Annotated in this window: 14 protein-coding genes; 9 read left to right on the forward strand and 5 right to left on the reverse strand. The window is 57.9% G+C overall.

Features of this window, described 5'->3' with window-relative positions; all coding sequences use genetic code 11:
- Positions 1-110 precede the first annotated feature (110 nt).
- Both rne and AC13DD_RS03510 read left to right on the forward strand, forming a co-directional pair.
- A complete protein-coding gene (gene rne / locus AC13DD_RS03505; RefSeq protein WP_092029911.1) occupies positions 111-3,344 on the forward strand; it encodes a ribonuclease E in 3,234 nt (1,077 codons plus the stop codon).
- Between the two features lie 3 nt (positions 3,345-3,347).
- The gene (locus tag AC13DD_RS03510) at positions 3,348-3,890 is read left to right on the forward strand and encodes a YecA/YgfB family protein (protein ID WP_008174953.1); all 543 of its coding nucleotides are present in this window, start codon (positions 3,348-3,350) and stop codon (positions 3,888-3,890) included.
- On the opposite strand, the gene AC13DD_RS03515 is transcribed toward AC13DD_RS03510, so the two are convergent.
- A complete protein-coding gene (locus AC13DD_RS03515) occupies positions 3,887-4,765 on the reverse strand; it encodes a PHP domain-containing protein (RefSeq protein ID WP_039882074.1) in 879 nt (292 codons plus the stop codon). The genes AC13DD_RS03510 and AC13DD_RS03515 overlap by 4 nt on opposite strands.
- 131 nt (positions 4,766-4,896) lie before the next feature.
- Between AC13DD_RS03515 and AC13DD_RS03520 the strand changes: the two genes are divergently transcribed.
- The 3 genes from AC13DD_RS03520 (at position 4,897) to AC13DD_RS03530 (ending at position 6,288) form a co-directional block, all read left to right on the forward strand.
- Positions 4,897-5,196, forward strand: coding sequence for a YciI family protein (locus AC13DD_RS03520; protein WP_008174948.1), 300 nt, complete (start codon positions 4,897-4,899; stop codon positions 5,194-5,196).
- A gap of 125 nt (positions 5,197-5,321) precedes the next feature.
- Positions 5,322-5,993, forward strand: coding sequence for a TIGR04211 family SH3 domain-containing protein (locus AC13DD_RS03525; protein ID WP_039882073.1), 672 nt, complete (start codon positions 5,322-5,324; stop codon positions 5,991-5,993).
- A gap of 4 nt (positions 5,994-5,997) precedes the next feature.
- Positions 5,998-6,288: a PilZ domain-containing protein gene (locus AC13DD_RS03530; RefSeq protein WP_008174945.1), complete on the forward strand. Its 291-nt coding sequence runs from the start codon at positions 5,998-6,000 to the stop codon at positions 6,286-6,288.
- Positions 6,289-6,339: 51 nt separating this feature from the next.
- On the opposite strand, the gene rraA is transcribed toward AC13DD_RS03530, so the two are convergent.
- Positions 6,340-6,819, reverse strand: coding sequence for a ribonuclease E activity regulator RraA (rraA, locus tag AC13DD_RS03535; RefSeq protein WP_008174943.1), 480 nt, complete (start codon positions 6,817-6,819; stop codon positions 6,340-6,342).
- Positions 6,820-6,849: 30 nt separating this feature from the next.
- On the reverse strand, positions 6,850-9,186 hold the full coding sequence (gene ppsA / locus AC13DD_RS03540) for a phosphoenolpyruvate synthase (RefSeq protein WP_410796000.1): 2,337 nt from the start codon (positions 9,184-9,186) through the stop codon (positions 6,850-6,852).
- 215 nt (positions 9,187-9,401) lie between these two features.
- Between ppsA and ppsR the strand changes: the two genes are divergently transcribed.
- A complete protein-coding gene (gene ppsR, locus AC13DD_RS03545) occupies positions 9,402-10,217 on the forward strand; it encodes a posphoenolpyruvate synthetase regulatory kinase/phosphorylase PpsR (protein WP_008174940.1) in 816 nt (271 codons plus the stop codon).
- Positions 10,218-10,318: 101 nt separating this feature from the next.
- On the opposite strand, the gene AC13DD_RS03550 is transcribed toward ppsR, so the two are convergent.
- Complete coding sequence (locus AC13DD_RS03550) at positions 10,319-13,243, reverse strand: insulinase family protein (protein WP_008175025.1); 2,925 nt, start codon at positions 13,241-13,243, stop codon at positions 10,319-10,321.
- Between the two features lie 99 nt (positions 13,244-13,342).
- Between AC13DD_RS03550 and AC13DD_RS03555 the strand changes: the two genes are divergently transcribed.
- The 3 genes from AC13DD_RS03555 to AC13DD_RS03565 all read left to right on the forward strand — a co-directional run bounded on the left by AC13DD_RS03555 (position 13,343) and on the right by AC13DD_RS03565 (position 16,380).
- Positions 13,343-13,804, forward strand: a complete 462-nt coding sequence (locus AC13DD_RS03555) for a hypothetical protein (RefSeq protein ID WP_008175027.1) — start codon at positions 13,343-13,345, stop codon at positions 13,802-13,804.
- A gap of 115 nt (positions 13,805-13,919) precedes the next feature.
- Positions 13,920-15,233, forward strand: a complete 1,314-nt coding sequence (locus AC13DD_RS03560; RefSeq protein ID WP_008175029.1) for an MORN repeat-containing protein — start codon at positions 13,920-13,922, stop codon at positions 15,231-15,233.
- A 52-nt stretch (positions 15,234-15,285) separates the two neighbouring features.
- Positions 15,286-16,380: a response regulator gene (locus tag AC13DD_RS03565; protein WP_008175032.1), complete on the forward strand. Its 1,095-nt coding sequence runs from the start codon at positions 15,286-15,288 to the stop codon at positions 16,378-16,380.
- Here the strand turns inward: AC13DD_RS03565 and AC13DD_RS03570 are convergent.
- Entirely contained in the window at positions 16,340-17,044 is a 705-nt protein-coding gene (locus AC13DD_RS03570) for a nucleotidyltransferase family protein (protein ID WP_405420413.1), read from the reverse strand. The two genes, AC13DD_RS03565 and AC13DD_RS03570, sit on opposite strands and share 41 nt — an antisense overlap.
- Positions 17,045-17,049: the final 5 nt, after the last annotated feature.

A 17,049-nucleotide genomic window follows, 5' to 3' on the forward strand; every position in this document is an offset into this window, starting at 1 on the left:
CCGCCGGTCCGCCCTTGATGTAACAGGGCCCGCGGCACGCACATCCTGCTTCGCTGATGCGATCCCCTCCGGTTTTCTGTCAAATCAAACGACAGGAACTCTTTCTTTCCATGAAAAGAATGCTTATCAATGCAACTCATCCCGAAGAGTTGCGCGTCGCCCTGGTTGACGGCCAGCGTCTATTCGACCTTGATATCGAATCCAGCTCCCGCGAGCAAAAGAAAGCCAATATCTACAAGGGCCGCATTACCCGGGTCGAGCCCAGTCTCGAGGCCGCGTTTGTGGATTTCGGCGCCGAGCGCCACGGCTTTCTGCCGTTGAAGGAAATTTCCAAGGAATACTTCAAGAAGTCGCCCGGCCAGATCGAAGGCAAAATCAACATCAAGGACGTTGTTTCCGAAGGCCAAGAAGTAATTGTGCAGGTCGACAAGGAAGAGCGTGGCAATAAGGGCGCAGCCCTGACCACGTTTATCTCCCTGGCAGGTCGCTATCTGGTACTCATGCCCAACAACCCCCGTGCCGGCGGCATCTCCCGTCGCATTGAGGGCGATGAGCGGGCGCAGCTCAAAGAAGCGATGAACGATGTTCAGGTGCCGAAATCCATGGGCATCATCGTTCGTACCGCCGGCATCGGCCGTACCACTGAAGAACTCCAGTGGGATCTGGACTACCTGGTGCAATTCTGGGAGGCCATCACTCAGGCCGCCGGCGAGCGCAAGGCACCCTTCCTGATTCACCAGGAAAGCAACGTTATCATCCGTGCGGTCCGTGACTACCTTCGCCAGGACATCGGCGAGGTTCTGATTGACGCTAATGGCGTCTATGAGGACGTCCTGAATTTCGTGCGTGCAGTCATGCCCACCTTCGAAAACAAGATCAAGCTGTACAAGGATGAAATCCCGCTGTTCAGCCGGTACCAGATCGAAGGCCAAATCGAGACCGCCTTCCAGCGGGAAGTGAAACTGCCCTCCGGCGGCTCCATCGTGATTGATCCGACCGAGGCCCTGGTTTCCATCGACATCAACTCTTCCCGCGCCACGAAAGGCCAGGATATCGAGGAAACCGCGCTCCAGACCAACCTGGAAGCGGCAGAGGAAATCGCCCGCCAGTTGCGCCTGCGTGACATGGGCGGTCTGATTGTCATCGACTTTATCGACATGACGCCTGCGAAGCATCAGCGGGAAGTTGAACAGAAGATGCGTGAGGCCCTGGAAATCGACCGGGCCCGGGTTCAGGTGGGCAAGATCTCCCGCTTCGGCCTGCTGGAAATGTCCCGTCAGCGCCTGCGCCCCTCCCTGGGAGAGACACGCAGCGAAGTGTGCCCCCGATGTGAAGGTCAGGGCACCATTCGTGGCATCGAGTCCCTCGCCCTGAGCATCATGCGCCTGATCTACGAGGAATCGTCAAAGGACAAGACCGGCGAAGTACGAGCCGTTGTGCCGGTTTCCGTCGCCACTTTCCTGCTCAACGAGAAGCGCAAGCAGCTGGCCGACATTGAAGCCCGCCAGGAAGTGAGCGTTGTCGTGGTGCCGGTTCCTCATATGGAGACACCGCATTTCGAAATCATCCGGATGCGTCAGGATGAAACAACGCCCGAGCACATTTCCAGCCATCAGGTGGCCCAGGAGTACAGCGAGCGTGAAGAAGAAATCTTCGAGGCGCCCACCCCTGAGAAGCCGGTACGCGAGCAGGCTGCGGTAAAAGCGATCCGGCCGAGCGCACCCGCACCCGCGCCTGCCCCGGCCGCACCGAAGGCTGATGAAACCACTGAACAGGAAGAAGGCCTCTTCCGCCGGCTGGGACGCAAGATCGCTGGTTTCTTTAGTGGCGAGGAAGAACAGAAAGTCGAGAATCGCGAGCAGAGCCAGAGCCAGCGCGAAGATCGTCGCAACCAGGGCCGTCAGGACCGTCGCAAATCCCGGGTAGCCCGCGGTGATGACCAGCGTGCAGGTGGCAACCGCAGTGGCAACGAACGTCGCCAGGGCGGCCAGCAGGGCCGTGGTGACGACAACCGTGGCCGCGGCCGCAACCGCAACGACGACCAGAACCGTGGCAACCAGAATCGCCAGGCATCCGAAAACAAAGGCCAGGATAATCGCGGAGGCGACAACAAGAGCGCCGATAACAAAGGCTCTGAAAATCGTCGTGACAACCGTCGCGACAACCAGGGCCGCGGCCGCAACAGGCCCCAGCGCGACCCGAAGGATAATCGCGAGCAGAAGGACCAGAAGGATCAGGGCCAGCAGGATAATGCAGCCAAGTCCGGTCCAGCGGACAAGACCGGTTCAGAAGAGAAACGCAGAAAGCCACGTCGCCAGCGCAACCGCGACGGCTCTCCGTCTGATGCACCGGCGTCCGCTCCGGCTGATCGAAAAGCCGCTCGTAGCGAGAAGCATCAGAAGGACACGCAGCCGGAAAACGGTCGTGACGATGCCAAGCCCGAGGTGAAAGCCGAGCAGGTAAAGGAAACAGTCAACAAAGCGTCTGACAAGCCCGAAACAAGGGCCGAGACTGCGCCGGCAGCCAGCGAAGCACCGAAACCGGAAGCTGCTCAGAAAGAACCGGCAAAAGAGCAGAAGCCCGAGAAGGCATCCGCAGACAAAGCGCCGTCGGAGAGCAAGCCGGAAGCGAAACCGGCAGCGGAAACAAAACCCGCCGCAGAGAGCCCGGTTGAAAAGCAGGAAGCTGTCCAAGCGAAACCTGAAAAAGCCGAGCCCGCCAAGGCTGAACAAAGCTCCGAACCCCTTGAGAAGCCTGAGGAAAAGAGCGAAAACGTTACCGGGCAGGCGCAAGGCGCAGCCACAGACAAAGAGCCTGCCAAGAGCACCGCGGCCACTGATGAGCCAACGCCGGTGACTGACCAGGCTCCCGAGAAAAAAGAGGCAGCTCCGAGGCCAAAGCCGGAGTCCAGGGCCACAGCCGACGGCGAACAAGCGCCGCGGGCGAAGAAGCAGCCGGCGAAGCCCAAGGAAGCGCCAGCCGCCAAGGCAGAACCGGAGGAGGCACCACAACCCGAGAAGGCTGAAAAGCCAGCGGAGGAGAAGGTAGCACCAGAGCGTAAGGCTCCCGAGGCTCAACCGGAGCCAAAGCAGCCTGAAGCAGCGCAGGCCAGCCCCGAAAAGGCCGAGCCCAAGAAAGCCGAGCCCGAAAAAGTTGAGCCCAAAACCGCAGAGCCAGTGAAGGAAGAGACGCCTTCCGCTCCGGAGGCAACAGCCAAGGACACGCCTGCCGATGCCCCGGCAGTCGACGTTCCTGTAACACCGGGCCGCGCTTACAATGATCCAAGAGAAGTCCGCAAGCGCCAGAAGGCCGCGGAAGAGGCCAAAAAGGCCGGGAGTAACTAACTGATGCTATCGAACTCCGACATAGAAGCGCTGGAAGACATCCTCTTTGCCGAGCCCTGGGGCGATGAAGCCCTGGATTTCTTCGGTTTCCATGGGGTGGTCTGCGCCAGCGTCGTCGGCCCGGCTGAACTGAGCGCGGAAGAAATCTTCCGCCTCGCCACGGGCACCGATCAGGTGCCCGACACCGGGATTCCCGAGGTGTTCAGGCGCTGCTCGACCCAGCTGGCCAATGACATGGCCCACTCCCTGGACATGGGGCAGTCTCTGGAACTGCCGGAGCCGGAGGATGGCGACCCCATGAACGCGCTGGAAAACTGGTGCGCCGGGTTCGTGGACACCTTTCTGGAACACGAAGAAGAGTGGCTCGAAGCAGCCAGCGAAGAAGAAGCGGCGGACCTGATGGTGCCTATGCTGACACTCTCAGGACTGTTCGATGACGAGGACTTCCAGAAGGTTCGCAACAGTGAAAAGCTATCCCGGCAGATGGCCGACGCCATCCCGGACTCACTGACGGATCTGTACCTGCTGTTCCATGCGCCGGATTAAGGCGGCGCCGCACCCGGAACAGGTTGTCTGAACGAATGCCAGACCGGCTCAAGCCCGTCTGGCATTTTCATGATGCGGCCAAGCTCACACCAGGGAGCGCCGGGAAAGTGAAAATCACTGCCCTGGGATGCCAGCAATTTCTCTTTCCGACAAAGCTCTGCAAGAAACCCCAGATCACCACTGGATTGACCTGAAGTGGACACTTCAATTGCCTGCCCCCCTGCCCTTCGGAAATCCGCGGTCAGCTCCCTGAGTTTGGTTGCCGTAAGCTGGTATTTTCGGGGATGGGCAAGAACCGCAACGCCACCTGCCTCGGTGATCCAGCGCACGACTTCTGGAAGCTCCGGCCAGAAAGCTTTTACATCACCGGGCTTACCGTTACCCAGATATCGCTTGAATGCCTGGGCAGCATTACGAACAACGCCAGCCTCTGTCAGAACCTGTGCAAAATGTGGCCGTCCAGGCACGTCGCCACCGGCAGCCTCGGAGGCCTTATCGAGAAGGCCATCAACACCAAGCTTACCCAGGCGGTCCGCGATCATGCGGGCACGAGCCCAGCGATTCTCGTTCTGCTGCTCCAGCGCCTGCCTGAAACCGGCCTGCCCGGGATCAAAATCCAGACCGACGATGTGGATGGTCCGGCTTTTCCAGAGGCAGGAAAGCTCAACCCCGGGAATCAGGATGATACCCTGCGCCTGCGCAGCCGCCTCGGCTTCGGCAAGGCCAGCGATCGTGTCGTGGTCAGTAAGGGCCAGGTGGGTAACCCCCCGACCGGCAGCGCGCTCGACCAGTGCCGCCGGTGATAGCGCGCCATCGGAAGCCGTGCTGTGGCAATGCAGATCAATGCACAAATGCGGGTCTTGCGGTATAGTCACAAAATATCCTGAATCTTCAGATAACTGGCGGCTTGCCAGGGTTTAACAGTGTACCAGCCAACCCTTGCACGACACGACCGCTGATTGTCTGATCAACTATCCTGTCTTTGAAAACCTGTTCGGAGAGCTGAATGTACTACGCCATTATCAGTGAAGATGTCGAGAACAGCCTGCCGTTGCGCCAGTCTGCGCGTCCGGCTCACATCGACCGGCTTCAGGCCCTGAAAGCCGAGGGCCGATTACTTGTCGCTGGCCCTCATCCGGCGCTGGATACTCCAGAGCCCGGCGATGCCGGCTTTACCGGTAGTCTGGTAATCGCGGAATTTGACTCTCTGGAAGCGGCCCAGGCCTGGGCGGATGCCGACCCTTATGTGGAGGCAGGCGTTTATGACAAGGTTGTGGTAAAGCCTTTCAAAGCCGTCCTCCCGTGAGCGGGCCTTGGGGGCCCATGAGTTTATTGTAATGATGGCACGCTTGCACGGCGGGGCATCTGTGACAAAATTGCGCTTTTAATCAGACTCAGATTTCAACCGCAGAATTTCAGGGAACGTAACCAGTGACGCTTTTTCGTCTAGCAATCAGTGTGTTGTTCGCAGTGTCCTCCATTGCTGTTGCCCAGGCAAAGACTGTCTGGGTTGACGACCAGTTGTACCTGCCAGTGAGGTCAGGCGCAGGTTCCCAGTTCCGCATCATTGAAAACGCGGTTCCCAGTGGCACGCCGCTGGAAGTCATCGAGGCCTCCGATTCCGGATACACCCTCGTTCGCACTCCCAAGGGCACCGAGGGCTGGGTTTCCAGTCAATACCTGAGCGAGACACCCATTGCTGCAGATCGCCTGCGTACGGCCAACCGTCAGTTGGAAGAAACGCGCGCTGAACTCGCCCAGGTAAAAGAGCAGCTATCTAACGTCGTCACTGAGCGCAACGCGCTGGAAAGCTCCGAAGCCTCGCTTTCTGACCGTTCACAGGAGCTCCAGGAAGAGCTTCAGCGGATCAAGAGTATCGCCGCCGATTCCATCAATCTGGAACGTCGAAACCGCGAGCTGCGGGAAGAGAACCAGAAGATTCGCAACGACCTTGAAGTGCTCACGGCTGAAAACGAACGTCTGGAAGCCAGCAAGGAATACGATTTCATGTTGCTGGGCGCGGGCCTCGTTCTCGGTGGCGTTTTGCTGGCACTGATCATTCCAATGCTCAAACCAACAAGAAAAACCGACAACTGGGCCTGATGCCATGAAGGATTATTCGGAGAAACGCGATTTCCACCGTATGCAGGTGAACTCGGAGATTGAGATCAGCGACAGCCAGGGCAACCGCTTCAAAGGGATCTGCCGTGATCTGAGCGCGACCGGCATGCAACTCTACGTTGAGCAGGCCGTGAACGTTGGCGAGGAACTTCACACGGTTCTTCACTCCAGCAGTGATCAGTTTCCGCCGCTGGAGACTGTCTGCGAAGTCATTCGCTGCGAACCGGAAGGAGACGGGTTCCTCCTTGGAACGAATATCAGCGAAGTCACTCGCTGAACGAAAAACGGCGGCCATTGGCCGCCGTTTTTGTCTCTGCCTCGAAAAGCCTCAAACCAGAGGCTTCTCAGAAACAATGATGCCGTTGTTGTCGGCGTAGACGTAGTGTCCGGGATGGAAGGTAACGCCGTGGAAGGTGACCGGCACATTCAGGTCGCCCAGGCCACGCTTTTCACTCTTTCTCGGATGGGTGCCAAGGGCCTGCACACCCAGGGCGGTGTTGCCAATCTCATCCACGTCGCGCACGCAACCATAGATGATCAGGCCCGCCCAGCCGTTGCTCGCAGCCTTCTCCGCGAGCATGTCGCCCAATAGCGCATGGCGCTTTGAAGCGCCACCATCCACGACCATCACGCGACCGTTCCCGGGCTGGCCAACCTGCTCTTTCACCACAGAGTTATCTTCAAAACACTTCACGGTCACAATCTCACCGCCAAATGCCTTGTTGCCACCGTAGTTATTGAAGCCGGGCTCTACAACCAGCACTTCCGGAAATTCGTCACACAGGTCCGGGGTAATTATCGTCGTCACGTTGTCGCTCTCCTTATCCTGGAAATAAACTCAGTCGATTTTTTCGTCGGCCAGGAAGAACCAGGTGTCCAGTACCGAATCGGGGTTCAGTGACACCGTATCAATGCCCTGATCCATCAGCCACTTGGCGAGATCCGGATGATCCGATGGCCCCTGCCCACAGATACCGATGTATTTGCCGGCCTTCTTGCACGCCTGAATGGCGTTGGAAAGCAGCGCCTTGACCGCATCGTTCCGCTCATCGAAGAGGTGCGCGATGATGCCCGAATCCCGGTCCAGACCCAGGGTCAGCTGAGTCAGATCGTTGGAGCCGATGGAGAAGCCGTCAAAGTGCTCCAGGAACTGATCCGCCAGCAGGGCATTGGCCGGCAACTCACACATCATGATGACCCGAAGACCGTTGTCACCACGCTTGAGCCCGTTCTCCGCCAGCAGGTTCACTACCTGTTCCGCTTCACCCACGGTACGCACGAACGGGACCATCACTTCCACATTGGTCAGCCCCATCTCGTTACGCACCTTTTTCAGGGCACGGCATTCCAGCTCAAAGCAGTCCCGGAAGGTATCGGAGATATAGCGCGATGCACCCCGGAAACCGAGCATCGGGTTTTCTTCATCCGGCTCGTACAGAGTGCCGCCGATCAGGTTGGCGTATTCGTTGGATTTGAAGTCCGACAACCGCACGATCACTTTCTTGGGCGCGAACGCCGCTGCCAGGGTAGAGATGCCCTCAACCAGCTTGTCGACATAGAAATCCACCGGCGAGCTGTAACCGGAGATGCGTTTCTCAACGGTCTGCTTGATATCCCGGGGCAGTCCATCAAAGTTCAGCAGTGCCTTGGGATGAACACCGATCATCCGGTTAATAATGAACTCAAGCCGTGCCAAACCAACACCTTCATTCGGCAACGCCTGGAAATCAAAAGCCCGGTCTGGGTTGCCGACGTTCATCATGATCTTGAACGGGATGTTCGGCATGGAGTCCACGGTATTTTCCCGCAGCTCGAAATCCAGGGAGCCCTCGTAGATCATGCCGGTATCGCCCTCGGCGCAGGAGACGGTCACTTCCTGTGCGTCGGTCAGCAACTCCGTGGCATCGCCGCATCCGACCACGGCCGGAATGCCCAGCTCGCGGGCAATAATGGCCGCGTGGCAGGTACGACCACCGCGGTCGGTAACAATGGCGGAAGCCCTTTTCATCACCGGCTCCCAATCCGGGTCGGTCATGTCGGTAACCAACACATCGCCGGCCTGCACCCGGTCCATTTCCTTGATGCTGGTGATGATCTTCACCGGGCCACTGCCGATCTTGTGGCCGATGCTCCGGCCTTCCACCAGCACCTTGCCGGTTTCTTTAAGCAGGTAGCGCTCCATCACATTGGCAGACGCACGGCTTTTCACCGTCTCAGGGCGCGCCTGAACGATGTAGATCTTGCCGTCGTCGCCGTCCTTCGCCCACTCGATGTCCATCGGTCGCTGGTAGTGCTTCTCGATAATCATCGCCTGACGTGCCAGGTCTTCCACCTCGGCGTCAGTGATGCAGAAGCGGTTGCGGTCTTCCTGCTCCACCTTCACTGTTTCAACGAATTCACCTTCACCGGGCTTGGTGTGGTAGACCATCTTGATGGCCTTGCTGCCCAGATTGCGACGCAGGACGGCCGGCCGACTGGCTTCGAGAGTAGGCTTGTGTACGTAGAATTCATCAGGGTTTACAGCACCCTGAACGACGGTCTCACCCAGACCGTAAGAGGCAGTTACAAATACCACGTCACGGAAGCCAGATTCTGTGTCGAGGGTGAACATAACGCCACTGGCCGCCGTCTCACTGCGCACCATTTTCTGGATACCAGCTGAGAGCGCGACCATCTTGTGGTCAAAGCCGTGGTGGACGCGGTAGGAAATAGCGCGGTCATTGAACAGCGACGCAAACACTTCCTTGACCGAGGTGCGCACCTGTTGCAGCCCCACCACGTTCAGGAAGGTTTCCTGCTGGCCTGCAAAGGAGGCATCCGGGAGATCTTCCGCCGTTGCAGAGGAACGTACCGCAACCGCCATGTGTTCGTTGCCATCCTGCAGGGTGGCGAACGATTCCTTCAAGGCGTTCTCCAGGACATCCGGAAATGGCGTTTCAATGATCCATTGACGGATCTGGGCACCAACCCGGGCCAGTTCGTTGACGTCGTTGATGTCCAGGGCATCGAGAGCGTTGTCGATCCGCTCTTTCAGTCCGTCAGTGGCGAGGAATTCGCGATAGGCGTGCGCTGTTGTGGCAAAGCCACCTGGAACGGTAACACCTGCGTTGGCGAGATTACTGATCATTTCGCCGAGTGAGGCGTTCTTGCCGCCTACCCGATCGACATCGGACATTCCCAGGTGATCAAACCAGATAATGTAATCTTCCAAAGCATGTCTCCCTTGAGTCTGTGAAGCTAAGAGCAAAATCGGGCCAGCGGTATCAAGCGGTAAAAGCAGACAATATCCACTGCGGAGTCTCGAACTTGGCGTGTATGATACTGTAACCTGCGGAAATTACCTAGGCCACCGAGCCAGGAATCAAGAACCAAGGAACCGGACAATACAGCATGAAACGCACTGCTTTTTTCATTTCTGATGGCACCGGCCTGACAGCCGAGGCTCTCGGGCACAGCCTTCTGGCCCAGTTCGAAAAGATCGAGTTTGAACGGGTTACTGTTCCCTACATTGCGGACGAAGAAAAAGCCCGGGAAATGGTCAAACGGATCAACAAGGCGGCCGAGACAGACGGCGCACGGCCGCTGGTGTTCGACACCATTGTAAACAGCGATATCCGGGAAATCATCGCCACCGCCGAGGGTTTTATGGTGGACATCTTCGGTACGTTTCTCAGCCCCCTGGAACAGGAACTCCAGTCTTCCTCTTCCTATACCGTCGGTAAATCCCATGCCATCAATAATGAAGGCAGCTATGAACGCCGGATCAATGCCGTCAATTTCGCGCTGGATAATGACGATGGCGCACGCACCCGGCATTACGACGAAGCAGACCTGATCCTCGTTGGCGCCTCCCGAAGCGGGAAAACCCCCACCTGTCTCTATCTGGCACTGCAGTATGGCGTGAAAGCGGCAAACTATCCGATTACCGAAGAAGACCTGGCAGACCAGCAGATCCCGAAAGCCCTGAAACCCTATAAAGAGAAAATTTTCGGGCTGACTATCGAGCCGGAGCGGCTGGCAACCATCCGCAACGAACGCAAGCCAAACTCTCGCTACTCATCCATCAAGCAGTGCATGCACGAGATCGAGGAAATCGAGTTGATGTATCGGCGTGAGCGGATTCCGTACCTGAATACCACCGCCTATTCGGTTGAGGAGATCTCCACCCGAATCATGGTGACAACCGGTCTGAAGCGCCAACGCTAGGGGTACAGACGGCTGGAGGGCGTCATCGGGGCAGAATAAGAAAGGGGCCAGACCAAAAAGAGGCCAGATGAACACTTCATCTGGCCTCTTTTGTTTTGGCTTTACAGTTCCTGAATGTTCAGGCCAAGCTTCTCGGCCCTGGCCCGGTTTTCCGGACTGGTTACCACGGCCGTACTGGCTTTCTCCGGCACCAGCCAGGTTCTGGCCACACGCTTCAGGTCATCCAGGGTGACGGACAGCACCCGCTCCCGGAACCTGGCACGCTGCTCCGGACTTCGCCCAAACAGCTTGTTGTGAAAAGCATGGCGAGCAGCGCCCGCAGGCGATCTGGGCCTGTCGAGTTGACCAATTACACCAAGAATCGACTCTTCAAGCTCCTGATAGTCGTGGTCATTGTCCTGAAGCCACGCAAGGGCCGCGTCGAAATCGTCCAGCGTTTCCTCCAGGCGCGGATCACGGTAGGAGAAGAACCGGAACGTGCCATTCACGCTGTCCTGCCCGGCGCCGCCACCGTAAGCGCCACCCTTCTCCCGAATGGCTCGGTGCAGATAACCGTTACGCAAGAAACCACCCAGCACGGTCAGTGCCGCCGCATCGGGATGATCCACAGCGACAGTGCTGTAGGCCTTGGAGCAGAAGTTAACCTGGGTAGAAGTCAGCCACGCCTCACGGGTAGTGTAATTGACCGGTTCCATTTTCCAGCCTGCAATGCCCGCTCCAGAGGCATCACGCCAGCAGGATTTCAGATCATCAACCATCGCCGGGAGCTGATCCTCTTCACCAATCACCAGGAACTCCCGACCCTGCTTGCCGATCTTCTCGTGCAATGCAGAAAGCTTGTCACAGAGCGCCGTCAATTCCTCTGGATCCTTCAGGGCCTGATCGAGCTGCTTGGTGCCGCGAATACCGGCAAGACCACCCAGCCGGAAAGAAAGCCAGGCACCCGGACTCATACCCTGTGAAGCCGCGCCCATGGCCAGTGCATGGCCACTGCCGGTTACGGCCTGCTCGCGACGGGCCCGGATCTGCGCAATGATCTCCCGGATTCGCTCTTTCTCATCGAAGCGGGCACTGGTGTAGACATCCCGTAGAAGACGGGTCAACTCACTGCGATTACGGGCCAGAGCCTTGCCGTTGAAGATGATGTAACCGGACAGCGCCTGAACGTCATCAATCCGGCCTTTGGCGCTGAACGCTGCGCCGATACCACCAGACTCCGCAGAGATACGATCCTGCATTTGCAGGTAGTCCAGATCACCACAACCCACTTCGGAAATCAGCGTGGTGTAGTAAGGCACCAGAAGCAGCTCCTCTTCGGTCAGCGCCGGCACCGGGACAACAATCTGCTCGTAAACCAGACCGTTGGTACCACGGGCATAAACGGTTGCCGAAATGTCGCCGTCATAACGCCCTTCCGGCTCTGGCATCTGCAGAGGCACGTCTGACAGATCCACCTTTGGCAGAATGGAGTCATCGTCCTTCTGCATCTGGCGTTCTTCCAGCGCCCTGGCCCGGTCGACAATCATCCGGACCTCGTCATCGGTAAGCTCGGCCTTGCGACGGGCCAGCGCTTCACGGATGGCTTCCTGCCGGCGGGACTCGAGCTTTTCATCCGGCCGCAGGGTCAGGGTGACCCGGTGCGGGTTCTCAAGAAGCTTGCGGCGGATCAGATCCGGCACGTATTGCGGGTCCCGGATTTTCTCCCGGAGCGTTGCCAGGACCGGCTCCAGATCCAGCAATTCAACCGGATCACCGCCGTGCACCATGGGTGCAATGGCACTCATGATCAGCTGCAGGCCGTACGGGAACTGGTCACCAGCAATTTCCCGCTGGTGCAGTTCGAGCTGATGCAGGATGGCTTCCAGACGTTCCTGGCTGACGCCCTCCTCCACGACCTTGAGCAGCGTGGACTCGAGCAGGGCTTCCAGATCCTTGTGCTTGTCCGGCTCGCTGCCTTCGATGCCGCAAACAAAGGTCATTTCACGGTTGGAGTCTTCCAGACCACACATGGGCGAAGGTGCATGACCAAGATCCGTGGTTTCCAGGGCTCGCATCAGTGGTGAGGCACTGTTTTCCAGCAGTACCGCAGAGAGCAGTTGACCCTCCAGGTTCTCCTGCAAATCAAAACTGTGGCCCAGCAACCAGCCCACAACGATGTGAGTCTTGTTGTCGGTCCCCTCACCTTCGTTGACCGCATAGCCCTGCTCTACCCTGACCGGGGCGAACATGCGCTTCTCGTCGCGAACCGGAAGATCGATGTCCAGCCGGTCGAACCGTTTCAGCGCCAGCTCTTCAAACTTCTCATGATGCTCATGAGCCGGGATATCGCCGTAGGTGGCAAATATCGCGTTGCTGGGGTGATAGTGGTGGCGGTAGAACTGCAGCAGGTCGTCGTAGCTCAGATCCACGATGTGGTCGGGCTCGCCACCGCTGTTGTAGTGATAGGTCGTGGTCGGGAAAAGGTGGCTGCTGAGGTTCTGCCACAGCTGGGACGTGGGCGAACTCATGGCGCCTTTCATCTCGTTGTAGACAACACCCCGATAAACCAGGTCGGTGGACGGATCTTCCGGCTTATCGAACTCAAGGCGATGACCTTCCTGCGCAAAATCCAGCGGATCGAGCTTGGAGAAAAATACACAATCCAGGTAAACCGACAGAAGGTTGTCGAAATCCTTTCGGTTTATGCTGGCGAAGGGATAGGCCGTCCAGTCGCTGCTGGTGAAAGCGTTCATGAACGTGTTCAGTGACCGCCGAATCATCATGAAGAACGGATCACGAACCGGGAAACGCTCGCTGCCACACAATGCCGTGTGTTCCAGAATATGCGCCACCCCGGTGGAATCCATCGGGAAGGTACGCAGGGCAACGAAAAACACGTTTTCGTCGTTGTCGGCTGCCAGATGCAGATGGCGGGCGCCAGTCTTCTTGTGACGATACTCCTCGACCTCGAGATTGAGTGTATCGATCCGGTGACTGCGAAGTTTCTCAAAGGCCGGATGAGTTGCGTTGTCGATCACTGCAGCCATTCAAACTATCCTGTCTTTAAACAATTGGAGAATTGTAGGGTAACACGTAGTATCGCTTATCATGCATCACTCCAGAAGCTATAGGGTACCGCGCCGTACATGACAACACCTGCACCTCAATCAAAGGCCGTTGAGGCCCCGGAAGTAGCCGCCTACTGGGCAGAACGTCGGCGGTACCTCGAGCGGATCCGGAAAGTACCGGAAGTCAGACAGCGCTTCTGGCGGGAAGTTGCCCTTTATCTGCTCCGCCGATTGCTCTGGTCATTCGGATTCTTCCCGATCTTCATCGCCTTCTGGGTGCCACTGGTGATGGCCAGCTTCAACCCGGTTGCGATGGCATCGGATCTGATTCCGGTGTTACAGAATTTCGTCGACTCGAACCCGGAGGTACAGGCAACGACCATTAGCACCCTGGCCATCGCGTGGGCTTCTATCGGGTTTTTCTTTCTCGTCTTCGATTTCGTGCTAACCCCTTTCAAATCGCCTTATCAATACGAAGCCGACGTGTACATGAGATCATGGGAGCAGCTCAACCATGATCAGCTTCCGGATAAAGTGTGATTTGGCCTGCATTCTCGGTAACTCCCCGTCACTTTCTGTTACATAGCGTTGCACTCACTGGGTAAGATGAACCGGTAGACAGAATTCCAAGAATGCAGGATCAAGAGGTTCCGTCATGGTCGATTTCAGACCGCTTCTGTTCGTCAATGCCCTGGCGCTCATGCTGCTGGTAACCGCCGGGTTTGCCTCGGTTCGGGATGACCTTCAGATAACAGAAGCCTTCGAACCACCCTCGACGGATCAAGCTGTTGCCTCTATTACTACCGAGCCCGAGCCGGCCCCAGAGCCTGTTCCGGAGGCATCCGCCAGAACCAAACAGGCTGCCCGGGAGTCGCGCCCACCCGTGGTGGAAGCCACTCCGTTTACCGTGCCATCCATGCCGGAGAACCCGGAGGTTCTGGCGGTAGCTGAACCGCCATCGGTATTGGCAACGAGAACAGACACCGCCCCGGCAAATCCGCAACAACCGGAAAAACAGCAGGAACCCCAGCCACCGACGCAGGCGCTGCTGGTACTACGCTCAAACGTTGTCGGCGATCAGGTCACCATCAACGGCAAGGAATATGGCGCGACCCGCCTGGATCTTGAGCTGGACCCGGGCCGCTACGAGGTCACCATCACCAAGCCAGGTTTCAAACCCTGGAACCGCTCCATTGCCCTGAAAGCCGGCAATGAGGTGACTCTGGTGGGCGAACTGGAGGCTCTGACCACGGTGAATTTCCGTGACGGGATCTGGATCGGTGGCGTGAAGACCGGTGATGGCACCTACCAGGACAACGATGGACTGCGCTACGAGGGGCATTTCGTGGATGGTGAATTCCACGGCCAGGGCACCGCGTGGTATCCCGACGGTGGCCGTTACGAGGGAGGCTGGTCTGCAGGCAACCGCGAGGGCGACGGTGAATGGCGCAGTGCCGACGGCTCGCGCTATTCCGGCGAATTCCGGGACAACCAGTTTAACGGCAAAGGCACGCTTACACTGGCAAACGGCGACATACTGACCGGCCACTGGAAGGACGGACAGCTTAATGGCCACGGTTCCCTGACCACCGCGGATGGCATGCTCTACGTCGGCGGCTTCCGGAACGACGAATTTCATGGCACCGGCACACTCACCTACCCCGACGGTCGCCATTACGAAGGCGAATTTTCCAACGGCGCCTTCCATGGCACCGGGGCAGAGGTCTTCGCCAGCGGCAAGAAATACGAGGGCGAATACATTGAAGGAAAGTTCCACGGTAAGGGCTTGCTGAAGAATCCCAACGGCAGCTCGATCGAAGCGACATTCCGTCATGGCGAGCCCTACGGACAGGTACGCCTGACCACAGCGGCAGGGGAAATTTTCACTGCCCGAACCACTGAACCCGGTGTCTGTTATCGGGACAAGAGCTACCGGGCCACAGAGTGCCCGAAACTGGAAGGCTGGTAATCATAACGGCCCGATAACAAACGCGTTTGCAGTAAACGATTGAGGTAGTGACATGGCGATCAAGAACGCTCTGCTGGTAGATGACTCCAAGGTGGCCCGATTTGCCCTGAGCAAACTGCTGGAAAGTCGCGATATGGAAGTCAATATGGCTGGCTCGGCCGAGGAGGCCCTCGATTTCCTGAACAGCCAGGGGCGTCCGGATGTCATCTTCATGGACCATCTAATGCCGGGGATGAATGGCGTAGAGGCGACCAAAGCCATCAAGGGCAACCCGGAGACCGCCGGCATCCCCATCATCATGTGCACATCCAAAAAATCGTCATCATTCATGGAGGAGGCCAGGAACTTCGGTGTTTACAACATCCTCACTAAACCGCCGCAAACGGAGGGCCTCAAAGAGGTTTTGGACCAGCTGGCCAGTGACGTCACAGGCGGAAACTTGCCGGAGCCACCGCTGCAATCTGAGCCGGCTGCCGCGGAAGAGGACGAACTGCTGAACGTACCTGCAGATGCGTCGGTGGAACTGTCGCCCAAGACGGGCGATTCAGCCAGCCGGAGCAACCCGCAAGCCAATGTGGTGCCCTTGACCAGCGAGTTGATTGAGCAGATCGCCCGTTCCGCAGTCAAAACTCACATCAACAACCGCCTCCACGAACTGCTCAGTTCCCTCTTTGACGAGCAGTTCGATCACCTGAAGCGGGCTCTGGATGAATCCCGAAGCAAACAGGACGCGGTGATTGAGGAACGCCTGAACGCCGTCACCGAAATGGTCGACGAACGGACCAAAAATCTGCGGGACGAAGTTGCCGCGGAGGTCAACCTGAACCTTGGCAGCGAACTTGCCGTGCTCAAGAAGGAGCTGAAAAAGAATTCCGGCTTCACGAGCGAGCATATGGCCGAGCTGAAAGATCACATCACGAGTGTGCAGACGATTGATACCGAGTTCTGGCAAACCCTTCAGTCCGAGGCTATTCAGCAAGCCCACGAGATCTCGAGGGAAACCGCTGAAGACATAGCCCAGCGCACAATCGACCTTTTTGTTGCGCAGCAGCGCTCGGCATCGTCCCGGGTCTACACCATTGGTCTTGCCATAAGTCTCGGCATCTTCAGCGTCGGGATTGCCTGGCTGTCTGGCCTGTTCGGTTGAGCAGGGTCCTGATCCTGTGCCAGTCTGCCGGGGTGTCCACATCATCGTGGATCCCCGGAATATCTACCCGGGTTGCACGCACCTCTGCGAGCAGTCGCCCGGCGCCCCTATCCCCCTCCAGATCCAACACCAGCGGCCAGAGCCATCTGGGTAAATAGGCGGGCACACCCGGCCGGCCACCGTAATCTGCAGCGATGGGCTGTTCCGGTATACAGCGGGCCGCCTTGCCAAAGGCCTCGAGGGCGTTCAGATCCAGTAACGGCTGGTCCGCCACCAGAACAAATACGCCCTTTACCGCTGGCCCCAGGCTGCGAAGTCCCGCTGACAGAGATGCCGAGATGCCCTCCTGCCAATCCGGCGCCCGCAACCAGGAAGAAGGTTGCCTCCGACAACGAAACCGTATGAGCGGGTACCAGGCCCCACACACCACTCGAACTTCCGGGCTGAGGATTCGGCCTTGGGCAATGGCGGCGTCCAACAATGTGCGGTTACGGCAGTCCGTGTCTGTCCCGTCACCAGAAGCCAGCGGCAGGAGGGCTTTCGGCCGACCGAGGCGGCTCGAGGCACCGGCCGCCAGTATCAGTACCGGAAATTGCTGATCAATGTGCGAGTCGAGGTTTAAAATGATGAGTCCGATAGCAAAAAGAAATGAAGCAGTGGCCAACCGCC

Source organism: Marinobacter sp. L-13, assembly GCF_056857715.1.

Coding starts and splice junctions, on each gene's coding strand:
- rne (WP_092029911.1), top strand. CDS start 111: ATGAAAAGAATGCTTATCAATGCAACTCATCCCGAAGAGTTGCGCGTC.
- AC13DD_RS03510 (WP_008174953.1), top strand. CDS start 3,348: ATGCTATCGAACTCCGACATAGAAGCGCTGGAAGACATCCTCTTTGCC.
- AC13DD_RS03520 (WP_008174948.1), top strand. CDS start 4,897: ATGTACTACGCCATTATCAGTGAAGATGTCGAGAACAGCCTGCCGTTG.
- AC13DD_RS03530 (WP_008174945.1), top strand. CDS start 5,998: ATGAAGGATTATTCGGAGAAACGCGATTTCCACCGTATGCAGGTGAAC.
- ppsA (WP_410796000.1), bottom strand. CDS start 9,186: ATGTCCGATGTCGATCGGGTAGGCGGCAAGAACGCCTCACTCGGCGAA.
- ppsR (WP_008174940.1), top strand. CDS start 9,402: ATGAAACGCACTGCTTTTTTCATTTCTGATGGCACCGGCCTGACAGCC.
- AC13DD_RS03550 (WP_008175025.1), bottom strand. CDS start 13,243: ATGGCTGCAGTGATCGACAACGCAACTCATCCGGCCTTTGAGAAACTT.
- AC13DD_RS03555 (WP_008175027.1), top strand. CDS start 13,343: ATGACAACACCTGCACCTCAATCAAAGGCCGTTGAGGCCCCGGAAGTA.
- AC13DD_RS03560 (WP_008175029.1), top strand. CDS start 13,920: ATGGTCGATTTCAGACCGCTTCTGTTCGTCAATGCCCTGGCGCTCATG.
- AC13DD_RS03565 (WP_008175032.1), top strand. CDS start 15,286: ATGGCGATCAAGAACGCTCTGCTGGTAGATGACTCCAAGGTGGCCCGA.